We start from the raw sequence: 24154 nt of genomic DNA, 5'->3' as shown, positions 1-24154 counted from the left end.
CTGCTGCTTATACATAGAAATAGGAATTATGATCATGTCCAACACGCTTGAATTACTTAACTGGCGATATGCCACCAAAAAAATGCGACCCGATGCGATAGTGCCCGCTGAAAAGCTCGATATTATTCTGGAGTCAATTCGTTTATCCGCCAGCTCAAGTGGCCTGCAGCCCTATCAGGTATTAGTGGTAACGGATGACGCCTTAAAGGCACAAATTCGTAAAGTGGCGTGGGATCAGTCACAAGTTACTGATTGCTCGCATTTATTAGTGTTTGCCACTTGGGATAACTACACCCCTGAGCGCATTAATATGATGTTTGATCTGGTTAACGAGCAACGCGGCTTTAAAAACGAAGGTTGGGAAGCCTATCGGCAAAAACTCTTGGCTTATTATCCACAACGTCCGGCCGAGCAAAACTTTGAGCATGCCGCACGTCAAGCTTACATTGGTTTAGGCTCCGCCCTGATCGCGGCAGCGGAACAAGAGGTGGATTCTACGCCAATGGAAGGTTTCGAACCTGAGCACGTTGATCGCATTCTGGGATTAGCTGAACTGGGTTTAAAATCGGTGATATTACTGCCATTAGGCTACCGTGAAGCCGGTGCTGACTGGTTAGTCGACTTGAAAAAAGTACGCCGCGACAGTGCTGATTTCCTGATTAATCGCTAAATAGCCGCCGCTTCCACATCGTGGCAGCGGTGTTTTACCTCCCCCGCTGCCTTTACTTCAGCCTTGCTGATGCGCCATTAACCTTATTGTGTTTTTTTCAAACAAATCTTTCGCTGAAATAATTATTTAGTGTTATGTTAATTAGCATGTGAATGAACTGCAATTAAGGGCTAGATGCCAACAATCGCTTATGGATAAAGCAGCACAGATACTTCTATTCCAGCATCACAACTTCACATCGCATACTGTGCGGTATGGGCTTTTATTACCCAGGGTGCAGCCATGCGGGTAAGTCAATTCTCGGTTCGCATTATCGGCATTACCCTGTTGGCGGTATTTTTAACCGCCGTCTCTGTGAACACCCTGAGTTTAAACGAACATCGCAATTTATATGTGCAAAAATCGATGCAAAACCTCGATGCACTGTCCGAAAACTTATCAGAGTCACTCTTACCATTTTTAGTGAGCGAAGATGATATTCCTAATATCGCCACCACCTTATTACAGCTGGATCGGCATGATTCCACGGTATTCGCGCGAGTCTTTGATAAAAATGACCAGCAAGTGTTTTTCTATGTGAACCCCGCCAAGCAAACCGAATGGTCGGACACGACCTTACAAGACGCACAATTTAATACAGGCTTTGGTACCGAACTGGTAAATAAACTGCTGGTATCCAACAAAATGATTGGCGATGAAAGCTACGCAGTGGGCCGCTTGCTGATTGTGCAAGATCCGGAGTCATCGTTAAAGCAATCGGCAAATACCTACCTAAAAAAAGTCATTCCATTATTAGTTTTTATCGCTTCGCTCGTAGGCTTTTTAGCTTTTTCGATGCAAAAACGTGTGTTGCAAAAACTGAATTTAGTGACCTCATTTGTCCGGAAAATCAAACATTCAGGCAATAAACTGGAACGTTTAACCATTGAAAATAAAGACGAGATTGGCTTATTAGCCGAGCAAATTAATGAATACCTAGATACGATAAAAAATTATGAATTTAAAATTCAAAAACAATTAAATGATTTAGAAGAAAACAAACAAAACTTAGAAAAAATAGCCAATTACGATTCATTAACAGGCTTACCGAATCGACAGATGCTGCATGCCATACTGCGTTCTGCACTGGCACGGGAACAGCGCCGCAACGCCGATCTGGCTATTTTGTATTTTGACTTAGATAATTTTAAACATGTCAACGACACCCTGGGCCATGATGTGGGGGATCAGTTGCTATTTCAGGTAGGAGAGCGCGTATCGCACCTGATCCGCGAAGGCGATATGCTGGCTCGTTTAGGCGGTGACGAGTTTATCGTGCTGCTGATTAACAACGAACAAGATTATTATCCCCCCAGTGAAGTGGCCATGATCACGGCACAACGTATTGCGGATAACCTGAAGAAAATTTTTTATATCAGTAAATGGGAAGTGAGCACCGCCGCGAGCATTGGTATTGCTTATGCTAAGCAAGCGAATTTTGATACCGAATTACTGTTACGCAATGCCGACATCGCGATGTACCAAGCCAAACTGCAACGCACAGGGGGTTTTGCCTTATTTGAAAATGCCATGCACACTAGGGTTCAACGGCGACATGAGATCGCTAGTAGCATTTTACGAGCCATTCAAACCAAAGAATTGTACTTAGCCTATCAACCTAAACTAAACCAACAGGCTGAGATCACCGGCTTTGAAGCGTTACTACGCTGGGAACATCCCACACTGGGGGCGTTATCGCCAGTCGAGTTTATTGAAATTGCAGAAAAAACCGGAAAAATCACCGCGCTGACCAGCTTTGTGTTGGATAACGTTATTTCTGATCTGTTCATATTAAAAGCCCATTTTCATAGCCAAGTTTCTGTCGCGGTGAACCTGTCGGCCATGGATCTTAAAAGTGACACCTTTAAACAGCAAACGTTAGCTTTATTAGTCAGGCATGCGAATCATGCCCCTAACTTAGAATTTGAAATTACCGAATCGGCTTACTTAGACAATTTTGACGCCGTGAACGAGTTCGTGATTAATTTGCACCTCGCGGGCTGCAAAGTGTCGCTAGATGATTTTGGTACGGGTTATTCGTCTCTGAGTTATCTAACAAAACTGGATATTGACCTACTAAAAATAGACCGATCTTTTATTCATAATATGGAAAATGGCAAGGCCGATAAGAATATTGTCGAAACCATTATTAGTTTAGCGAACAACTTAACGATGTCGGTTTGCGCAGAAGGCGTTGAACAGCTCGCTCAGTTTGATTACCTCAAGAAAATTGGCTGTGATTATTTTCAAGGGTACTACTTTTGCCGGCCTGTACCCCTTAAAACCTTACTAGAAACATACCCCAAAACCGGCACGTCGTAACATCCCCACCGTTAATGGCGAGCACTGACGAGGGGGTTCACTTTCAGTAAAAATGTCAGCGGTTATTTTTCAAAGTCGATTTTCAGCAGGACGACTAAACCGTCTGGCAATTGGCTATTATCATCAACTACCAGATAACCAATCGCATTACTATTGTTCAGCAGATAATCGGTTAAGGCTTTTGTGTTCTCAACCTCCAGCGGCGGCCGGCTTCGGCCCGTAAAGCGCATTTGTGACCAATAAGATTGCAAGCGTGATTCGGTGAGTCCCATCACTAAGGCGTTAAAGATGGTGCGTGAAAACTCACCTTTTACTAAATTAACTGGCTGCAAAGGTGTGCGCCCTTGCTCACCTTGTAAGTAAATTTGTTTAACAACCTCTTTGCTGATCTCGACTTGCTGCGTATTAGCTGAAATCAGCCACAGTTCATCAGCATCTGCGTTGCCTCCCAGCAGCAGCAAAGACAAACTCAGGGTGAGGACGAGCCTTAAAGCAGCCGTCATTAGAAAACCCACTCAACAGAGGTGAGTAGCAGCACCGCACTGCCTTTTGTCACGAGTGGCGAATCAAATTGAAAATCATTACCTCTAATTTTTTTGACTTCTACCTTAAACGCGACATTATTATTGGAATCAAAACGGGCGCCGATTGAGAGAGACCGATTGTTAATCGCAAAACTATCAATCAAGGCATCGACACCGATAGACAGTTCATCTAGCTGTGGATTAACCCCCTTAGGTACGGTATTGATAATGCTGTATTCTTCTGACGTTCGCTCAGCAAAGCTCAGATAAACACTAACAGGGTCAAAGACATAACCCGCAATTAAATAATAAGAAAGGTAATCGGCAATAGTATTGGTGCTTTGAGCTATATAGGTAATTTCGCTGCGAGCAAAAACGTTAAGATCGTCATAACTTAAACCTAGCTGATAATATTCTCCCGTACCATCACTCATAAACTGGTTAGCGAGAGTATTAAAGCCGACCGCCGTTAAAATGTTGCGTACATCATTCAAGCGTGGCACATCATAACTAAACTCACCTTTGTGATAAGAGGCCGACAAACGATATTTGTCATAGGATAATTTGGCAATCACACCATAAATCTGACTTAAATCAATATCTACCTGATTGCCTCGAACCGAAGCGGTGTCATTCATCGAGCCATAATAGGTTTCTACATCTAAGGCGACACGCTCAAAGGCAGGGGTAAAACGAATTGAGGCACCACGATATTTCTTAAATAAAAATTCAGGGTAGGCTTCTATGGGCAATTGCACCCAATGATAGGCATAGCCAACATCTTGCACATCACTGTACGAAAAAAAGGGCGTATTTAGCTGACCGAACTTCACTTGCCAATGGTCATTTAAACGGTAATTTAAATAGAGCCACTCAATGTCTGAATCACGCTGATCAGAGGCGGTTAATACGGCTTGGCCCACTAAAGATAGCTTTGAATCAAACTGCCACTCTCCTTGCAAGCCAAGTAAGCTATTCGGCTTTAACGACAATTCATCGTCATACCCACCGTAAATCATGCCATCTTCAGCCAAATAACCCGCGACAACCCGACCAAAACCCGACCATTCAAAACCTGACTCTTGCGCTTGCGCCAAACTAGGGCAGAGCAAGAGAGCGGCGATCAGCAAAGACTTTGTATAGTGACTGAACATATTTTATCCATAAAATTGAACTTTTCTAACTTTCCTCGGAAGTGCCAACACTGTCAAGCCTAAAGTCTTGCCACACTATAATAAAAACGATAATTAGGTTTTAAATCAAAAAAGTCTCACTATTGTTATTAACCAGCACTCATGGTTTATTTAACCTTAATAGTTGTTTGATAAAAAGCCACCATAAAATACCAAAACGTAGCTTTTCAAACTGGCGCAAGCTATCTTTAAACCTCTTGCCTTTTTAGTAAGCTACATTGATGTAACTGACGGTGATTTATCTTGAAGAAAAAAAAGGGAGCTCTCTTTGTTACCCAAATTTAGCGAATCGCTGTTAAATAAATGGTCTTTACTGGTCTTAATGTGTGGTTTGACGCTGAGTGTTATCTTTAGCTACCAAGTACAACATGCCAACGAAATACGCACGCAAGCCGCCGTAAAATCCTCATTACAACAAAAAGCAACAGCCATATTAACGCGTATTCAGCTCTATCAATATGGGTTGCGCAGTGCACGAGGAGCGCTATTAACTGCTGGAGAACACGAAATAAGCCGTGACGCCTTTTATCGTTACAGCCAAACCCGTGATATTGATAATGAGTTTCCGGGTGCTCGTGGTTTTGGTTTTATTCGCAGAGTACCGCGCCAACAAGAAGCCGCCTTTTTAGCGGCAGCCCAAGCGGATGGTTGGCCTAGTTTTAGCATTAGAGAACTCAGTCCTCACCTAGGTGAGCGTTATGTTATCCAATATATTGAACCGGTAGAGCGAAATCTCGCGGCTATCGGCTTAGACATCGCCTCAGAACATAATCGCTATCAGGCGGCGTTGTCTTCCATGCAAAGCGGGGAAGTGCGCTTAACTGGGCCCATCACCTTAGTACAAGCAACCGGTCAACCCCTACAATCCTTTTTAATTATGATGCCGATTTACCGTAGTACGGTTACGCCAACAACGGTAGCCGAGCGCGAACAAGACGCTTTTGGTTGGAGCTATGCACCGCTGTTGATGTCAGAAGTGTTGGCTGATAAGAAGATGGATAATCAAAAAACCATCTTACATTTAACCGATATCACGGATCCTGCTAAGCCCGAATTATTTTTTAATAACACCTTAAATAGCAGTAGCGGCCTTTACCACAGTACTGAAACACACCAAATTTATGGGCGCACCTGGCAGTTTGATTACTCAGTCACGCCACACTTTATTGCAGAACTGCGGCTGCCCTCACCTTTACAACTCGGCATTATTGGCTCAATGCTGTCCTTTTTGTTGGCCTTACTCACGGGGTTAATTAATATCAATTTAAGCCATAAGCGTTTGTTGCAAGCCGAACAAGCTAAACTCGCAGCCATTGTACACAGCTCAGCAGATGGCATTATTGGTCATACTATTGACGGCAATGTAACAAGCTGGAACCAAGGCGCAGCAGCTATTTTTGGCTTTAAAGCGCATGAAGCTATAGGCAAGGCGCTAAGCAAACTGATTGTCAGACCAGCGGATATCGCCGCCGACTTGGCTTTTTTTAAACGCGCCGCGCAGGGCGAATACATTCCTAATGTTGAGGTTGTACGTCAACATAAAAATGGCGAGTCTATCGATGTCTCCATTACCTTTTCACCCGTTCGTTCGCCAGAGGGTCGCGTGATTGGCGTGTCTAAGGTCGTGCGCGACATTTCGAAACAAAAAGCCGCCGAAGCGAAGATCCAACAACTTAACGCAAATTTAGAAACACAGGTTGAGCAGCGGACCGCGGATCTGGCCAAAATTAATTTACTCTTTAAAAATGTGCTGTCAGCCGCCTCTGAATTTGCCATTATTGCTACCGATACCTCGGGAGAAATTCAATTATTCAACCACGGCGCGGAGCGCTTATTAGGGTATCAAGCGTCTGAAGTGATCGGCCAAACCACACCTTTACTGTTTCATGATCAAACCGAAATTGCCTCACACGCTGCCCTACTGTCTAAAACCCACAATACCCACATTAGTGGCTTTCAAACGTTAATTTACACCTCTAATCTTACGGGTGTAGATAAAGGCGAATGGCATTATATTCGTAAGGATGGCCAACGCTTTCCGATCACCATGGTTGTTACCACCATGCGTAACGAGCAAGCACAAGTTGTCGGCTATCTCTGCATTTCAACGGATATTACGCAACAAAAACAACAACAAGCCGCTTTGCTATCTACTCAAAAGCAATTATTGTCGAAAACGGAACAACTGACGCTGGCCTATGAAGTTGCCAAACTCGGCATTTGGGAGTGGTCTATCAGTGATGATGTGCTGCAATGGAATGACAAGATGTATCAACTATATGAGCAACCCATCACTTTACGCGAACAAGGCTTAGAGTATGGGCATTGGGAGTCTCGGGTGCATCCAGAAGATCGCGCTTTCACTCTCTCCAAACTGCACGATGCAGTTGCCGGTAATGGTGAATACAACCTGACCTTTCGACTCATTTTACCCAGTGGCAAAACACGCTACATTCAAGCAGGCGCCTATGTGCAGCGCGATGAAAAAGGGCAGGCCATTAGAGTCATTGGCGTAAACAGTGATATCACTGCTACGCATGAGTTAGAACAATACTTACGAGAGTCTAAAACCGCTGCAGAAGATGCCAATGCAGCCAAATCATTATTTTTAGCCAATATGAGCCATGAAATTCGTACCCCGATGAACGCCATATTGGGCATGCTGCAACTGATGAAAACCACCGAGCTTTCCATGCAGCAAGATGACTATACCAATAAAGCGCAGATTGCTGCCGAGTCTCTACTGCATTTAATCAATGACATCCTCGATTACTCAAAAATTGAAGCGGGTAAATTAGAATTAGAACAGCATCCTTTTAATCTGGATGAATTGATGCGCGAGTTAGCCGTGGTTCTGGCGCACAATCTGGCGAGCAAAGCGGTAGAGCTGCTATTTGATATCGATGCCGACTTACCCCCATGCTTGATTGGCGACAAACTTCGCTTGCAACAAATCCTGATTAACCTGGCGAGTAATGCCATTAAATTTACCAACCAAGGTGAAGTTATCGTTCGGCTGCAACAAGTTGCTGCCCAAGCGGGAACCTGCCGGATCCGCTTTAGTGTGATTGACACGGGTATCGGCATAAGTCCGGATCAGCAACAGCGCATCTTTGATGGTTTTACTCAGGCTGAAGCGTCTACCACACGTCAATATGGTGGTAGTGGCTTGGGCTTAGTGATCAGTAAAAACATGGTGCAGATGATGGGCGGTGAATTACAGCTAAAAAGCGCTTTGGGCCAAGGTAGCCGCTTCTGGTTTGAGATTGACTTACCGCTAGATACCGACAGTGCCTTAGCTGAAACAACCATGCTTGGCAAAGATACCAACATTTTAATTATTGATGACAACCCTTCAGCTCTAACGCTCTTAAGCCAGGCGGTCAGTCAGCATGGTGCCAAGGTGCTGACCGCGGCATCGTTAACAGCCGCAAAGGCTGAGCTGACACGCTGCTATGCTCAGCAGCAAAGCATACAGGCGCTACTGCTGGATTACCCTCTACCCGACTTAAGCGAACTCAGCGCATTAAAACAACTAAACACATCATCTGACCATGCCTTACCGCCGATTATTATGCTAGTAACGGCAAAGGGCCGTGAAGCCCTTAGCACCCTGCCGCAAGGTCGGCAGATACCCTACGCCGCCATGCTGACGAAACCCGTTACCCCCATGCAATTAGTTGAACTGATCGCGAGCGTGCTTGCTGGTAAACAACCCGCGCTGAACGCTCGAGTGAAGCCATTAAAACGCGCAAAGCAGCTTAAAGGGCTGCGGCTCTTGCTGGTCGAAGATAATGAAATTAACCAGCTGGTGGCCAAAGAATTACTGCAAAACGAAGGCGCCATGGTGGATATTGCAACAGGTGGGCTAGCTGGCATAAATGCCGTGCTACAAAACAGCACACCAGAACAAGGTTATGATGCGGTCTTAATGGATGTGCAAATGCCTAACGTAGATGGTCTTGAAGCCACTCGTCGCATTCGCGCCGACGGCCGTTTTTCTGATTTACCTATAATCGCGATGACCGCCAATGTGTATGCCGCTGATCAAGCCGCTTGCTTGCAAGCCGGTATGAATGCGCACCTGACCAAGCCCTTTGATATTGATGCCGTCATTAACACACTACTTCAGTATACGGGCCGAAGCCCAGTAGCGGCAGACAGCAACAACCTAAATAAACGGCCAGTTAACCGCCGCAAACGTATCGTGATGGAAAACGCCATAAGCAGCACGGAGGCCGATCTGCCAAGCCAGCCTCGCATCATAAAAACGCGTGCCAACTTGCTACAACGTTTTGCCGATAATGAACAGTTTTTTCAGCGAGTCTTACAGAGCTTCGAATCAAACCTAGCACAGCAATTAATCGACTTGCAGCGGGTCATTACACAGCAAGACTGGGCGCAGATGCTAGCCATTGTGCATACACTAAAAGGCACTTCTGGTACTGTGGGGTTAACCGATCTGCACCAGCTGCTTTGTCAGCTGGAACACAACCTAAAGCAGGCCAACGTGCATGCCGAAGACATTGCAACCTTTACTATGCTCACTGGCGAACTTGAGCAGCAAATCCGGACTGCCGCGGCTAACGAGTTAAGTATTATTCATCAGCTATTAGCCGAATAAGATAGTCTTTGCGCATCAAAAGCGTCTAATAACAAACTTTGCTGTGGATGCATCAATTCACGATGGGTGGTGATAAAGTAAAAGTTCTCATACACCTCTGGCAGCATCAGGTATTTCTCTAAACTGCCATTGTGTAATTCATCTTTTACTACCACCTCGGGGATCACCGACAAGGCCCCACTATCGCGTGTTAACAGCCGCAGCATCGCCATATCATCAGCCTCTGCTACGACATCGGGTTGCAACTGGTATTGTGCGGCCAATGCGTCAAAGGCGGTGCGGATGGGGCTATGCACTGGTGGTAACACCCAGCGCTGTTGTTGATAGGCCGCCAAGTTTTCGGGTAAGGCTTTACCCGGCGGGCCAATCACTGCCACCGGTTGTCGTGCCAACAAACGACATTGCCACATTTGGTTATCGGTTCCTAGCACGGCAATATTGCTTAATACCAGGTCTAATTGATGTGCGGCCAGTGCATTCAGTAAGGCCGTTTGATTCATCGAAAACAAGCTGTAGCGCACATTAGAAGACAACAGCAAGGGCGCGATAAAGCTTTCAATAAAGTTTCGCGACATCGTGGCTAAAGTGCCAATGCGCAGAGGGTTATGTTGCGGCTGCATACCCTTCAGCAGCAATTGCTCCAACTCCTCGCCACGGCTAAAAATATCTTCGGCATATTTTAAGGTTTGATAGCCGCTGTCGGTTAACACTAAGCGCCGCCCCTGCCGCGAGAACAGTTGCACCTGCATGCTTTGTTCAAATTGCTTGATTTGTGCCGACAAGGCCGACTGTGAAATATGCAAGCGCTGCGCGGTTTCGGTCAAGTTACCACCACGGGCTACCTGCCAAAAATAATAGAGATGATGGTAATTCAGTCGGCTCATAGTTCTTTTTTAGTGAACGATTTCTAATTTAATATGTATTTTACTTATATTAGTGTATTTCGCAAAATAGCACCACGTTTAATCAGCCTAGGTGTGGCATGCAAACATTACTCCATTTAACCTCTTTAAAGCTGGTACTGCTCTCACTGGTTATCTTACTGGGTGTCGTCATTTGGCGTTACAGCGCCACCGCCTTATATGGTGAAGCTGAAAAAGCACGTTTTATGCGCGCGCTCACCGCAACCCTATCCGCCGTTGTGGTTACGCTACTGAGTAATCATCTGGTGCTATTCTGGCTCGGTTGGGTCGCCATCAGTTTAAGCGTGCAACAATTACTGCTGTTTTATCCCGAGCGGCCACGAGCACAACTGGCTGCGCATAAAAAAGCCCTTAGCGCACGCTTGGGTGAGTTGCTGTTAGCTCTCGCCATGCTGTTGCTGTATTTAGAATTTGATACCGCTAGCATCAACGAACTGCTCCTGCAGCTCAGTCAAACGACTGCAGCCTCAGCCATGCTGCACTGTGCCGCACTCTTGCTGGTAGGCGTGGCCTTACTAAAGTGCGCACAACTGCCGTTACACGGCTGGCTGATCCAAGTGGTAGAAGCACCGACGCCAGTGTCCGCGCTACTGCATGCCGGTATCATTAATCTTGGCGGTATCTTGCTGTTATTGTTTGCACCATTACTCAGCCTGAGCCCACTCGCCAAGGCAGTATTACTGTTCGCCGCGCTGTTCAGTACCTTTTTAGCCGCGCTGATAATGTCCACCCGCGTCAGCATCAAGGTACGTTTAGCGTGGTCAACCGTGGCGCAAATGGGTTTAATGCTGGTGGAGATCGCACTGGGTTTATATACCCTAGCGCTACTGCATCTGCTGGCACATTCCTGCTACAAAGCCTATGCCTTTTTACACAGTGGCAATGCTGTGAATCACTACCTTGCCGCGCAATTGGCCGATCAGATAGAGCCCAGTGCTAAACACTGGTTTGCCGCCATAATACTGGCAGCCTTGCTCACCGGGCTAACCCATTTCATTGTGCCACTCGCCAGCTTAGCCAGTAGCGTGCTGTTAATCCTAGCCATTACCGTGTTGTTGCTGCCCTCGCTTAGCCGTGCCGATAGCCATCGCCTACAACGTTGCTTGTTAGCCAGCAGCTATGCCCTAGGTTTACTGACACTGTATCTGCTAGGTAAAACCTGGCTCTCTGCAGTCATGCCGACACCGCAAGGGAGCACATTTTTCGCTGATGTGCTAAGCAGCTTGGTATTTATCATCTTGTTTGGGGTGGCCGTTCTATTGCGTTATCACGCCAGTCAACCGGCGCTAAATCAGCTGTTTATTTGGCTGAATGCCGGTGGTTATTTGGATGAATGGGCAACTCGGTTAACCCTTAAAATTTGGCCTTACAAAGCAGCAACGCCACAATCGAAAACCGCCTTATCGCAACTAAAGGAGCCATTATGAGCGCGCTGCAGATCAACGTGGATATCACACTGCAACAGACTGAAGGTTTACTGGCGGCTGCCGCCCGTCAGATTGCGCCACAGTGGCCATTAGATCAAATGATCGCGGTTAATCCTTGGTGGCCGAAACGCGCCACGGCCTTTACTGCCGTCTGTGCCGAACAACAGCTATTGGCGGGCACATCATGCCTGATGCCGGCTGATTGGTATCTGGCACAGTGGCAACAGCAGATTATGCCGAACCATTTACAACAGGCATTGTTAGAAGCAGGCTTATCACTAAGCCATGAACAAGCGCTTGCTGGCCTGGCGCAGCCCACTGAATTAAGCCAGTGGCAAAGCTTGCCCACACTGTTAGCGGCCCAAAACAAAGCCACCTCAAGCTTGCCTTGGCCGCAATTAATTCAACAACAGTTAAGTCAATTTCTGGCACTCTATTACCAATATCCCGAGCGCTTTAATGCCGATGCCAGCAGCCCTGATCATGCCTATCACAGTTGGCTTAGTGTGGTGCGCCAAGACAAAGGCTTGCAGGTGCTTACCGGGCAAGATTTAACGGCTTTATTTGTGGCCTTGCCGGATTCACCCAAAGCATTATTGCAGCAATTAAGCCCCTGGTTTGCAACGTGGCTACCGACTGCACAAGCTCAACAAGCCTATTTCGAAAATTTATTACAAAGCCTGTCTGGCTGGGCCGGCTGGCAAGCTTGGCTCGATTGGCAACAAGCTTTGCAAGGCCAGCAAGGCCAACATGCTGTTTGCCAACTGCTTTATATGTTATTGGGGTGGGATTGGGTGTTGTGGCAACACAGCAAACAGCATAATCCGCAGCATCAGTCGCTGCTGCAGGCACTGCAGCAACAAGCGCAACACTATGCCAAAACGTTAGCACAGACCGAACGCCTATTGCATCTTCGCCAAGTATGGCAACGCGCACTGGAGCTGAGTGTGCAACAACCTCTGCTGCGCCAACTGCAACAGCAACAGCAACAGCAACAACAGCAAACCGTGACAACTGCGCCAGCACGGCCCTTGCTGCAAGCGGCTTTTTGTATCGATGTAAGGTCTGAGCCGATGCGCCGCGCGCTGGAGCAACAACATAAGCAAATCCAAACTCTCGGTTTTGCTGGCTTTTTCGGCCTACCTATCGCTTTTAAAGCCACAGACAGTGCCCTTAGTCGGCCACAATTACCGGGGTTATTAGCACCCGCTTTACAGGTCACACAAATTCGTGCCAACACACCTACCCTATCACGCCAACCTGACTTGGGCTGGAAACAAAGCTTTGATCTCGCCTCCTCAAGCTTAGGTATGGTAGAAGCGGCTGGCGCGACTAAGCTACTGAGTTTAATCAAACGGGCATTTCTGCGCACCGCAGCACCGCATGCTATTAATAAACATCTTACCGACAGCCAGTGGCAATTAAGTCAGGCCGACCAACCACTGAACATCAGCGAGCAAGCACAATTAGCCGCGGCCATTTTAACCGCCATGGGCTTACAGCATAATCTGGCGCCCACAGTATTGCTGTTTGGACATGGCAGCGACAGTTGCAATAACCCACATGCTGCTGCCTTAGATTGCGGCGCCTGTGGCGGCCAAACCGGTGAAGTCAACGTCAAAGTGTTAGCGCAAATGCTGAACGATGCGGAAGTACGTACCGCTTTAGCGTCTGAGCAGAATATTGACATCCCTGCTGACACCCAATTTTATGCCGCGATGCACCACACTACCTCAGACGAGCTGGAAGTATACCGCGCGCCTGAGCAAGCACATTGGCTGCCATGGCTAGCCAAGGCAACTCAGCAAGCCCGGCAACAGCGCGCGCCGCAATTTGGCTTGAAAGGTCAAAGCGATCAGGCGCTAGCGCGCTTTTTCAAACTGCGCACCCGTGACTGGGCACAAGTTCGCCCTGAATGGGGCTTAGCCAATAATGCCGCTTTTATTGTGGCACCACGCAGCCTCACCAAAAACCTCGATTTACAAGGTCGCTGCTTTTTGCATGATTACGATGCGGCACAGGACAGCAATTTTAGTTTATTGCATAGCATTATGACGGCACCGATGGTGGTGACTAACTGGATTAACTTACAATATTACGCTTCGGTGGTCGCCCCGGAAAAATACGGCAGCGGTAACAAGTTATTGCATAATGTTGTGGCAGGCCATGTCGGTGTTTTTGAAGGTAATGGCGGTGACTTACGCACTGGCTTAGCCTGGCAATCAGTGCATGATGGTAAAAAATTGATGCACCAACCGGTACGCTTAAGTGTGGTGATCGCTGCGCCAAAAGACGCCATCGCCAATATTATCCAGAGCGCTCCCGATGTGGCAGCCTTGGTCAATCAGCAATGGTTGTGGCTTTATCAACTGGACAAAGACGGCAGCGTGCACCAGTGGCAGCAGCAAGGCTGGCAAGAGACCCCACTATGAGTGAAACCGTTGCCATAGCCACACTGCATGGTAAAGGGGCAATTATTCGCCCCATACTGGCCGAACTGGGCTGGCAGGTGCAAGAGCTAAACAGTTTTGATACAGATAGCTTAGGCACCTTTGCCAACGAGCGGGCACGCTTTATGTCACCGGTTGAATGCACCCTACGCAAAGCCGCTATTGCTGCCGATCTCAGTGGTTGCGCTATCGGTCTTGGCAGCGAAGGCAGTTTTTCCGCTGGCCCCTTTGGCCTAGGTACCTTTAACCAAGAACTGATTAGCGCGGTAAACATTGAGGCAGGCTGGATTGTTACCGGGCGATTTTACGGCCCAAGTGCCGTGCAGCAGTGGACAATATCGGATCACACCGCACTACAACAGGCGCTAAAACAGCTGCCTGCCGATCAACGTTTGTTGATCCAACAACAGCAACAGATCAGTAAAGGCTTAACATTGGCAGAAGCAGAACAACAAGCCAGACTGCTGTTAGCCAACGGCGCGCTACAACTTAGTTATGATTTGCGTGCGCATTGTTGCCCAGAGCGCCAGCAACATATTGCCCATGCAGCCCGCGACTTGCTGCAGCGCTTAAAGCAACATTGCCCTGAGTGTGCCACCCCAGGTTTTTGGCCAGATCACGCCTTACCGGGTTTGCCATGCGAAGACTGTGGTGCCCCTAGCAGCGTAACGCGGCTGCGGCGAGCCAGCTGCCAACGCTGTCAGCATACCGAAAGCTACCCGGTCGCAAAATCGTTTGCTGCCGCTCAATATTGTCAGATATGTAACCCATGAACACACTACGATTAAACGCCCAACAAGGCCAAGATATTGTCACCGCTGCTGATTTACTACAACAAGGTAAGTTAGTGGCCGTGCCAACAGAAACCGTCTATGGTTTAGCCGCCGATGCCAGTAACCCCAGCGCGGTAAGTGGCATTTTTACTGCCAAGGGCCGCCCAGCCAATCACCCGTTAATTGTGCATCTGCATGCGATAACTGCGATGACAAACTGGGCGAAGGATATTCCAGCCGCCGCCTGGCAGCTGGCTGAGGCCTTTTGGCCAGGGCCGTTAACCTTGTTATTGCCCAAAGCCGATCACGTTAGCCCAGTGATCACCGGTGGCCTAAATAGTATTGGCCTGCGTATGCCGGCACATCCTGCCTTGTTACAGGTATTGCAACTAAACCAACTGGCCGTTGCAGCGCCTTCGGCTAACCGTTATAAAAAACTCAGCCCGACCAGTGCCGAGCAAGTACTTGCCGGTTTACATGGCCGTATTGATGCGGTATTGGATGGCGGTGAATGTGAGCATGGTGTGGAGTCAACCATTGTCGATTTAACCGGCGAGCACATCCGCATTGTGCGCGCTGGTCCCATCACTGCCTCGCAACTGCAAGCTGTACTTAAAACAACTGTACTGCAACCACAGCAACATCAGGCGCAAGTGCCCGGCAATGTTGATGCGCATTATCAACCGAATACGCCGCTGCGCTGCCTAGATATCGCAAAACTGCATGCGTTGTTGTTAGAACAACCAAGCAATATTGCGGTGCTGCATCTCAATGCTTTACCGACAGCGCAAGAAGGGATTATCTGCAAACAGATGCCAACCGACGCTGCCGGCTACGCCAGCCAGCTCTATCGCCAGTTATACCAAGCCGATAAGCTAGGCGTAACCGCGATCTGGTGTGAACTGCCGCCGCAAGGCGAAGCCTGGCTCGCCGTGCATGATCGCTTACGCCGGGCGCAGTTTATTGAGCGCTCATAGCGTCAACACCCTACTGACCTAAACAAAAACCCCGCAACAGCGGGGTTTTATTTAAAGCATTGATTAAATGTAATTTATTGGCAATACATTACACAATTATATCTTTAGTACAGTCTAGAACGGAATATCGTCATCAAAGTCGATTGGCGGTTCCATTGGTGCGGCCTGCTGATTGGGTCTGGGTGCTTGATAATTACCACCGCCCTGCTGAGGAGCTTGTGCAGGTTTTTGATAACCGCCACCGCCTTGCGCTGGTTGCTGATAGTTACTGCCACCTTGCTGTGGCGCTTGTTGGTAATTATTATTACCGCCACCTTGTTGACCACGAGGCTGGTAACCGCCTTGCTGACCGCCACCCATACCGCCACCTTGTTGCTGACCTTCACCACGGCCATCCAACATTTGCAGCTCGTTTGCCACGATCTCCGTAGTGTAACGCTCTACGCCGTCTTTGTCGGTCCATTTACGGGTTTTAAGCTTACCCTCAATGTACACTTTTGAGCCTTTACGCAGATATTCACCGGCAATTTCAGCTAAACGCTGATAAATCACGATACGGTGCCATTCGGTTTGTTCTTTGCGCTCATTGGTCGCTTTGTCGGTCCAGCTTTCTGACGTTGCGATAGTCATATTCGCAACAGCACCGCCTTGCGGCATGTAACGCACTTCAGGATCAGCACCTAAGTTACCGATTAAAATGACTTTATTAATTCCACGCGCCATGCGTATCTCTCCTGCAAAAATGTTACTGGTTGCCTGTGGCAACCAAAGACTGAGCTTGCGCTAAATCGAACTGCTGCGAGCTAACTTTCAGATAGCAACGTTGATCTGCTAACAATATCGTGACCTCTTGAACTCCCACCAACGCGGCCAGCTTGCTGGCCAACTGATTGGCTTGCTGCTCAGTCGTTACCGAAACCGGTAACGATAAGCGCTGAGAACGCGCAGGCACCTGCATGGTGCTGGCAATTGCCAGCCATACTAAACCAATCAAGGCTAAACCTGCAAACACTGCACTAAAACCAAATTGCTGTGCCAAGGTGCCGCCTAATAAGCCACCGAAAAAGGCACCCAAAAATTGACTACTGGAATAAATGCCCATGGCGCTACCGCGTTGTCCTGCTGGCGCAACGCGAGAAACCATGGCGGGCAAACTGGCTTCTAAATAGTTAAAACCAATAAAGAAGACCAACAATGCCAAAACAAAACCCCAGAGGGTAGCCGCTTGCCAGCTAATTAACATTGCTATAACCAATAATAGAACATTAATTAAAAAATAGCGTTTTTCTTGCTGCCGACGCATCGCAATAATCATCATCGGCACCATAAACACAAACGATAACAACAGCACCGGTAAATAGACCTGCCAATGCTGCTCTGCCGCTAACTGCTGCTTAAGTAATAACGGCGGCAAAGCGACAAACATAGCGGTTAACATCAGGTGCAATAGCATTACACCAACATCTAAACGCAACAACTGACCATGCGCCAACATACTGGCTAAGCTTTGTGGTAACGCTATGGTTTCAGCACCAGCCGAACGGCTCACACTGTGTGGTACTAAAAAAGCCACAATCAGCATCGCCGCACACGCTAACACGGCGGTAAACCAAAATACGCCGCTAAGCCCTGCCCAACGCGCCAAAATTGGCCCCAGCACCATCGCCAGCGCAAAGGATAAACCAATACTGCCACCAATAATCGCCATGACTTTAGGGCGCTGTTCTTCTCGGGTTAAATCCGCGGCTAACGCCAACACGGCACCCGCAATAGCACCGGCGCCTTGCAGTACACGCCCAAGTGTTACCATATACACTGACTCAGCCATCGCGGCGACTACCGAGCCAAGCACAAATAATGACAGCCCCAACAACATCACTTTATGCCGGCCAATTCTATCCGATAACCAACCAAAAGGAATTTGTAAAATCGCCTGCGTGAGACCATAAGCGCCAATCGCTAAACCAATCCACAAGGGTGAAAAGCCAACCAGCTCTTGACCATACAGGGCGAATACCGGTAATAGCATAAAGAGCCCGAGCATGCGGGTAGAAAAAACTAAAGCCAGTGCGATGGCCGCGCGTTTTTCAAGAGAATTTAGTTGATGCATTCTGCCAGAGCGTTGCTAGATATTAGATTTCACGAAGGCCGCAGTTTAGCATAAAAAAGCTGAGCGGGCGTTATAACTAACGACCGGTTGTCTTAACCAAGCGTTGTTACCCTGCATCAACTTAACTGGCCATATCACGCGCCACACGGCATGCCAGTAAGCCAACTGAAAAATCACAGTTTACAGATAAATTTTGGCGTTTTAAGCCAAACCCCACTTTAATACGTAAGTAAGCGCTTTATGGGTGTTTTACCTTGCTAAAATAGCTTGAGCAGGGGCAATTCTAGCTCGATACTGGCTATTAACCCTGCCATTAGTGTATATTTGTACAGCAAACAGCACGCCAACCACCACTGGAAGCCTGAATGGACAAAATTGATATCCGGGGTGCCCGCACCCACAACTTAAAAAACATTTCGCTGCAAATTCCCCGAGATAAACTAGTGGTGATTACCGGCCTATCAGGTTCGGGCAAGTCGTCACTGGCATTTGATACCTTGTATGCAGAAGGCCAGCGCCGCTATGTTGAGTCGCTGTCGGCCTATGCCCGGCAATTTTTAAGCTTGATGGAAAAGCCCGATGTCGATCATATCGAAGGCTTATCGCCGGCTATTTCGATAGAGCAAAAATCGACCTCGCATAACCCGCGTTCTACCGTGGGCACCATTACCGAAATTTACGATTACCTGCGCTTACTGTTTGCCCGTGTCGGCGAGCCGCGTTGCCCCGAGCATGATTTACCGCTGGCCGCGCAAACCATCAGTGAAATGGTGGATAAAGTGGCTGAGTTTCCTGAAGGCACTAAGTTAATGGTTTTGGCGCCGGTGGTACAAGAGCGCAAAGGCGAACATGTCAAAACCTTGGAAGGCTTAGCCGCCCAAGGCTATATTCGCGCCCGTATTGATGGCGAAATCTGTGACTTATCGGATCCTCCAAAACTCGATTTACAGAAAAAGCACACCATTGAAGTGGTGATCGACCGCATTAAAGTACGTGACGACATTAAAGTGCGTTTAGCCGAATCCTTTGAAACTGCCTTGCAGTTATCCGGTGGCGTGGCCAAAGTGGCGATGATGGACGATAGCACTGCACCTGAGTTAGTATTTTCGGCCAACTACGCTTGCCCTACTTGTGGCTATTCGATGGCCGAGCTAGAGCCGCGCTTATTCTCGTTTAACAACCCGGCTGGGGCTTGCCCAAGCTGCGATGGCTTAGGCGTAAAACAGTTTTTCGATCCGAAAAAAGTCATCGTCAGTGACGAGCTAAGCCTCGCAGGCGGGGCCATTCGCGGTTGGGATAAACGTAACTTCTATTATTTCCAAATGCTCAAAGCCCTAGCCGATCATTATGGTTTTCAGCTCGATGTGCCCTTCAGTACCCTGAGTAAAAAGCATCAAGAAGCCATTTTGCAAGGCAGCGGCGCGACCATTGTTGACTTTAAATACCTGAATGATCGCGGTGATATTGTGCAGCGCAGTCATCCGTTTGAAGGCATTTTGCCGAATATGGAACGGCGTTACCGCGAAACTGAGTCTAATTCAGTTCGCGAAGAACTGAGTAAATACCTCGCCACCCAACCTTGCCCGAGTTGCCACGGCACCCGCTTACGCACCGAAGCGCGGCATGTGTTTATTGGCCAAACCAATTTACCGCAAGTGGTGGAGCTGTCGATTGGTGATTGCTTAAGCTTTTTCCAACAGCTGAGCTTGCTGGGGCAAAAAGCCAAAATCGCTGAAAAAGTGTTAAAAGAAATTCAAGACCGCTTAAGCTTTTTGGTCAACGTCGGCTTAAATTACCTTAATTTGTCACGCAGTGCCGAAACCCTCTCGGGCGGTGAAGCACAGCGTATTCGCTTGGCCAGCCAAATTGGTGCGGGTTTAGTGGGGGTGATGTATGTGTTAGATGAGCCGTCGATTGGTTTGCATCAACGAGATAACGATCGCTTATTAGGTACGCTGACCCATCTGCGCGATTTAGGCAATACGGTAATTGTGGTCGAACACGATGAAGATGCCGTGCGCATGGCCGACCATATTATTGATATTGGCCCGGGCGCAGGCGTGCATGGCGGTTACATCGTGGCGCAAGGTAGCTTGGAGCAAGTAATGGCCGAGCCGGAGTCTCTCACTGGGCAATATATGGCTGGCACGCGCAAAATTGCCGTACCAGAGAAGCGCACAGCATTAACCGATAAATGGTTAGAAGTGACCGGCGCTAGCGGCAATAACCTGAAAAACGTTGATTTAGCAATCCCCTTTGGTGTGATGACCTGCATTACCGGCGTATCGGGTTCAGGTAAGTCTACCCTGATTAACGACACGCTGTTTCGCGTTGCCCATCGTGTGCTGAATAAAGGCGAAGGCGCCGATCCGGCACCGCACAAAGACATTAAAGGCTTAGATCACTTTGATAAAGTGATCGATATCGATCAAAGCCCGATTGGTCGCACCCCGCGCTCGAATGCCGCCACTTATACCGGTATTTTTACGGCGGTACGTGAGTTATTCGCCGGCACCCAAGAAGCCCGCTCACGCGGTTATCAGGTGGGGCGTTTTAGTTTTAACGTTAAGGGCGGCCGCTGTGAAGCCTGCCAAGGCGATGGCTTAATAAAAGTGGAAATGCACTTTTTACCTGACGTGTACGTGCCGTGCGATGTGTGTAAAAGCAAACGCTATAACCGCGAAACGCTAGAGATTAAATACAAAGGCAAGAACATTCACGAAGTATTGGATATGACGGTCGAAGACGCCCTGGCGTTTTTTGAAGCAATACCGGCAGTAAACCGTAAACTGCAAACCCTGAAAGATGTAGGGCTTACTTACATTAAACTCGGCCAATCTGCGACCACCTTATCGGGCGGTGAAGCACAGCGGGTAAAACTGGCACGCGAACTGAGCAAACGTGACACTGGCAAAACCCTGTATATTTTGGATGAACCGACTACCGGCTTACATTTTTATGATATTCAGCAACTGCTAAACGTATTGCATCGCCTGCGCGATCACGGCAATACCATAGTGGTGATTGAACACAACTTAGATGTGATTAAAACCGCCGACTGGATTGTCGATCTCGGCCCAGAGGGCGGTAACGGCGGCGGCGAAATCTTAGTCGCCGGCACACCCGAGCAAGTCGCTGCTTGCGAAAAATCTTACACTGGCCAATATTTAAAGCCGTTGTTGAACAAGTAATAATAAGGCGCTGGCTTATTACAGCCAGCGCCTTACTTGCGTAAGATAAGCCTGATAGTCAGCGCCAAACTTCTGCTGTAAATGGCGCTCTTCCGGCATTATTTGAAACCGGTTCATATACAGCACAAACACTGGCAGTAACAGCAACGCCAACGCGCTTTGTAAATAACAGCCCCATGCCATTAGCAGCAGTAAAAACCCCAGATACATAGGGTTACGGCTATAACGATAGATACCCCGAATGACCAAACTAGAGCTTTGCTGCGGTACGCGCGGATCTACCGTAGTGTTTGCCCGTCGAAATGCCAGTACGCCAGCCAGCGCTACCGCCATACCGACAATCGCGAGAATGCCGGCTAAAAAAAACCGCCAACTCAGCGCCAACGCCACAGACGGTAAATACTGTGTTAGCAGCCACATAGCTAAAGCAAATAACACTACCAACAGCAGCGGCGGGATTTTAAGTTCGAGTGTCTGCAAAGAATCATCCTTTTTAAGCTAACGACAGCAAGTGCTGTTGAACGACTTGCGCAGTGTAATACAACGGATACACCAGATGTTGCTGCTCTAGTGGTGACGAGCCCTGCGTGCCGGTTAGTTTTATGGTTTTAGCCGGGTTACATTTTTCAATATAAGACTGTAGTGATTTAGCCTTGGTGCGCTTGCCGCTTTTTACTTCGAGCGGTATCACATTGCCGCGGTTATCAGCGAGAATAAATTCTATTTCCGCTCTGGCATCACTCCAGGAAAAAGTCGGGTCAATACCCAATGCTGCGAGTTCTTGTTGCACAAAATTTTCGGCAATATAGCCTTTGTAGTCATAACTTTGCTGCTTTATTTCCAAATAACTGACACCCAGCATATGGTTTAACAAACCTACATCAAACAAAAACAACTTAACCATATTATCTTTTTTATAAGCCGCCAGCGGGCTGCGTGGTGTACCTTCGACAGGATAGTTTTTTAAGATCAACCGGCACTTTTCCAGCCAGATAATACCACTCTCCAGCTCCTGATAACGTGATTTACGCTCGTATACCTGTTTGAATTTAAAGCGCTTAACCGATTCGTCCACTACTGCAGCAAGCTGAGCTGGCACTGCAGTAAACACCGCTTCAATTAAACCGGCATCTACCTTGCCGGAGTATTTACCAAAGTCCCGCACATAGCCGGCCAGTAAATCGGCATGTATCTGCGACACGGCGTTTACCCGTTCCAACAAGCTTTTTTCCGCCAGCGCAAACCACAGGCTAACGGCCTCTGGCATACCGCCGGTAAAGTAATAGTCGGTGAGCTTATCAAACAGTTTAGTGTGGGCAGCCGCAGAGTTTTGCCCGGCATCATAGGCTTTTAACAGCAAAGTCTCGCCAGAGGCTAATAAAAACTCACGAAAGGTTAAGGGCCGTAAATTGTATTGCTCAACCTTGCCAACCGGAAAAGTATTCAGCAAACCAATATTAGAACCACTGGCAGCAATAAACGCCTGCGGGGTTTTTTCGGCAAAGTATTTTAATGCCGTGACAGCCCGTGGGCATTCGCCAATTTCATCGAGGATCAGCAGATCAGTGGCCATATTAAACGGCTGGCCAGTTAATAGCTCAATATTACCCAGCACATCAGCAGGGCTTAACGAGCCAGCAAAGGCTTCCTGCATCTGCGGCGACTCCAGAAAATCTATCCGCAGTACCTTTGCAAACTGCCGCCCAAGCAACTGCTGCAACAAATAGGTTTTACCGGTTTGCCGCGCGCCATCTATCAATAGAGGTTTACGCTCCGGCTTTTCTTTCCAGCGCAGCAAAGCTGTTAATAAATCGCGCTTCATAGCCCCTCCATAAATAGTGTCACCTTATGCCGACACTACACTTTTCTGCGCTTAAAAACAAATTTAACAACACTTTTATGCGCATAAAAATGTAAACTTTCGCATTTTTGTGCGCGTAAAAGTGAGAGAGCACGGAGCGAAAACAGGGTAAAACCTTTAATATTAAGCAGTTATTTACAACCACACAAAAATCGCTTCGATTTAAGGACTAACAACGGCCATGCATAAAACTAACGCACATGTCCAACGTCATAGAACCGCTATCGGTCGAAAACTTACGTTTGTATTATTTACCCCTCAACAGACAAATTGCAAAATTCAAGACCTGACCCTACTGCTCCAACCTTTAATAATTTTTTCTTGCAGCATGTTACATCCAGCGCCGCACCTGCGTTAAATAAGCCTGATAGTCAGCGCCAAACTTCTGCTGTAAATGGCGCTCTTCCGGTATTATTTGAAACCGGTTCATATACAGCACAAACACTGGCAGCAACAACAACGCCAACGCGCTTTGTAAATAACAGCCCCATGCCATTAGCAGCAGTAAGAACCCCAGATAAATAGGGTTACGGCTATAACGATAGATACCCCGAATGACCAAACTAGAGCTTTGCTGCGGTACACGCGGATCTACCGTAGTGTCAGCACGTAGAAACGCTAACACGCCCATCAACGCCACAACTATTCCTGCACTAACAAAACCTGCAACCAAGAAAACACTAAGCGTATGCCACCGCAACCAAGGCGGTGTCAAAGGTACGATCACCCACATCGCCAGCGCAAACAACAACACCAAAATCAACGGCGGGATTTTCAGCTCTAATGCTTGCATGGCTTGCTCCTATTTACTTTGCTTTTCAACTATTTTTAGTTCTTACTCCATAACCGGAGCAACCGCATAGCTTCACTTCTGAGCTCTACTTGAGTAAAGAGATTGGCATTTGCGATAGCAGCTAACACGTTATGAGCGATGACATTATGCAAAAATCTTAGTATTCATTATCGAAGTGTTTGTTAAAAGAAAAAGCAGTTACATTCCTCCACGTCGTTTTGAGTTCAAGTTATTCACACCTACGATATAAATAGTGTGTTATAAAAGCGGTTATACC

The 24154-nt window shown here is 47.7% G+C and carries 16 protein-coding genes; 8 read left to right on the top strand and 8 right to left on the bottom strand.

Features of this window, described 5'->3' with window-relative positions; translation table 11 throughout:
* Positions 1-34: 34 nt before the first annotated feature.
* A complete protein-coding gene (locus LMJ53_RS11735) occupies positions 35-670 on the top strand; it encodes an NAD(P)H-dependent oxidoreductase (RefSeq protein ID WP_229586238.1) in 636 nt (211 codons plus the stop codon).
* 282 nt (positions 671-952) lie between these two features.
* The gene (locus LMJ53_RS11730) at positions 953-3031 is read left to right on the top strand and encodes an EAL domain-containing protein (RefSeq protein WP_229586236.1); all 2079 of its coding nucleotides are present in this window, start codon (positions 953-955) and stop codon (positions 3029-3031) included.
* A gap of 62 nt (positions 3032-3093) precedes the next feature.
* Here LMJ53_RS11730 and LMJ53_RS11725 read toward each other — a convergent pair whose 3' ends face one another.
* Both LMJ53_RS11725 and LMJ53_RS11720 read right to left on the bottom strand, forming a co-directional pair.
* Complete coding sequence (locus LMJ53_RS11725; RefSeq protein ID WP_229586234.1) at positions 3094-3534, bottom strand: hypothetical protein; 441 nt, start codon at positions 3532-3534, stop codon at positions 3094-3096.
* Positions 3534-4709 carry a porin gene (locus LMJ53_RS11720; RefSeq protein WP_229586232.1) on the bottom strand — a complete coding sequence of 392 codons (1176 nt, stop codon included), beginning with the start codon at positions 4707-4709 and terminating at the stop codon, positions 3534-3536. The genes LMJ53_RS11725 and LMJ53_RS11720 overlap by 1 nt, the downstream gene beginning before the upstream one ends.
* Before the next feature lie 307 nt (positions 4710-5016).
* Here LMJ53_RS11720 and LMJ53_RS11715 point away from each other — a divergent pair, with 307 nt between their 5' ends.
* Positions 5017-9372 (top strand): PAS domain-containing hybrid sensor histidine kinase/response regulator, encoded by a 4356-nt coding sequence (locus tag LMJ53_RS11715; RefSeq protein WP_229586230.1) that lies wholly within the window; start codon positions 5017-5019, stop codon positions 9370-9372.
* Here LMJ53_RS11715 and LMJ53_RS11710 read toward each other — a convergent pair.
* Positions 9354-10256, bottom strand: coding sequence for a LysR family transcriptional regulator (locus LMJ53_RS11710; protein WP_229586228.1), 903 nt, complete (start codon positions 10254-10256; stop codon positions 9354-9356). The genes LMJ53_RS11715 and LMJ53_RS11710 overlap by 19 nt on opposite strands.
* Positions 10257-10312: 56 nt before the next feature.
* Here LMJ53_RS11710 and LMJ53_RS11705 point away from each other — a divergent pair, with 56 nt between their 5' ends.
* Genes LMJ53_RS11705 through LMJ53_RS11690 form a run of 4 tightly spaced genes read left to right on the top strand, consistent with a single transcriptional unit; the run spans position 10313 to position 15922 of the window.
* Complete coding sequence (locus LMJ53_RS11705) at positions 10313-11722, top strand: NADH-quinone oxidoreductase subunit L (protein WP_324295607.1); 1410 nt, start codon at positions 10313-10315, stop codon at positions 11720-11722.
* A complete protein-coding gene (locus LMJ53_RS11700; RefSeq protein WP_229586224.1) occupies positions 11719-14154 on the top strand; it encodes a DUF2309 domain-containing protein in 2436 nt (811 codons plus the stop codon). The genes LMJ53_RS11705 and LMJ53_RS11700 overlap by 4 nt, the downstream gene beginning before the upstream one ends.
* On the top strand, positions 14151-14945 hold the full coding sequence (locus LMJ53_RS11695) for a DUF6671 family protein (protein ID WP_229586223.1): 795 nt from the start codon (positions 14151-14153) through the stop codon (positions 14943-14945). The genes LMJ53_RS11700 and LMJ53_RS11695 overlap by 4 nt, the downstream gene beginning before the upstream one ends.
* Entirely contained in the window at positions 14942-15922 is a 981-nt protein-coding gene (locus LMJ53_RS11690; RefSeq protein ID WP_229586222.1) for an L-threonylcarbamoyladenylate synthase, read from the top strand. The genes LMJ53_RS11695 and LMJ53_RS11690 overlap by 4 nt, the downstream gene beginning before the upstream one ends.
* 114 nt (positions 15923-16036) lie before the next feature.
* Here the strand turns inward: LMJ53_RS11690 and ssb are convergent, their stop codons facing one another.
* Both ssb and LMJ53_RS11680 read right to left on the bottom strand, forming a co-directional pair.
* Positions 16037-16645, bottom strand: a complete 609-nt coding sequence (ssb, locus tag LMJ53_RS11685) for a single-stranded DNA-binding protein (protein WP_229586221.1) — start codon at positions 16643-16645, stop codon at positions 16037-16039.
* Positions 16646-16667: 22 nt separating this feature from the next.
* Positions 16668-18032, bottom strand: coding sequence for an MFS transporter (locus LMJ53_RS11680; RefSeq protein ID WP_229586219.1), 1365 nt, complete (start codon positions 18030-18032; stop codon positions 16668-16670).
* Between the two features lie 365 nt (positions 18033-18397).
* On the opposite strand from LMJ53_RS11680, the gene uvrA reads away from it, so the two are divergent.
* Positions 18398-21223: an excinuclease ABC subunit UvrA gene (gene uvrA, locus LMJ53_RS11675; RefSeq protein WP_229586218.1), complete on the top strand. Its 2826-nt coding sequence runs from the start codon at positions 18398-18400 to the stop codon at positions 21221-21223.
* 18 nt (positions 21224-21241) lie between these two features.
* Here uvrA and LMJ53_RS11670 read toward each other — a convergent pair whose 3' ends face one another.
* The 3 genes from LMJ53_RS11670 to LMJ53_RS11660 all read right to left on the bottom strand — a co-directional run bounded on the left by LMJ53_RS11670 (position 21242) and on the right by LMJ53_RS11660 (position 23877).
* Positions 21242-21703, bottom strand: coding sequence for a methyltransferase family protein (locus LMJ53_RS11670; protein WP_229586217.1), 462 nt, complete (start codon positions 21701-21703; stop codon positions 21242-21244).
* Positions 21704-21716: 13 nt separating this feature from the next.
* Positions 21717-23045 (bottom strand): ATP-binding protein, encoded by a 1329-nt coding sequence (locus LMJ53_RS11665; protein WP_229586216.1) that lies wholly within the window; start codon positions 23043-23045, stop codon positions 21717-21719.
* A gap of 370 nt (positions 23046-23415) precedes the next feature.
* Positions 23416-23877 carry a methyltransferase family protein gene (locus LMJ53_RS11660; protein WP_229586215.1) on the bottom strand — a complete coding sequence of 154 codons (462 nt, stop codon included), beginning with the start codon at positions 23875-23877 and terminating at the stop codon, positions 23416-23418.
* Between the last annotated feature and the right edge of the window lie 277 nt (positions 23878-24154).

The organism is Rheinheimera sp. UJ51 (assembly GCF_020819615.1).
In the GTDB taxonomy this organism is placed as follows: Bacteria; Pseudomonadota; Gammaproteobacteria; order Enterobacterales; family Alteromonadaceae; genus Alishewanella; species Alishewanella maricola.
Note: the sequence above shows the minus strand (reverse complement) of the source record. Positions and strands in the feature narration are given on the sequence as shown.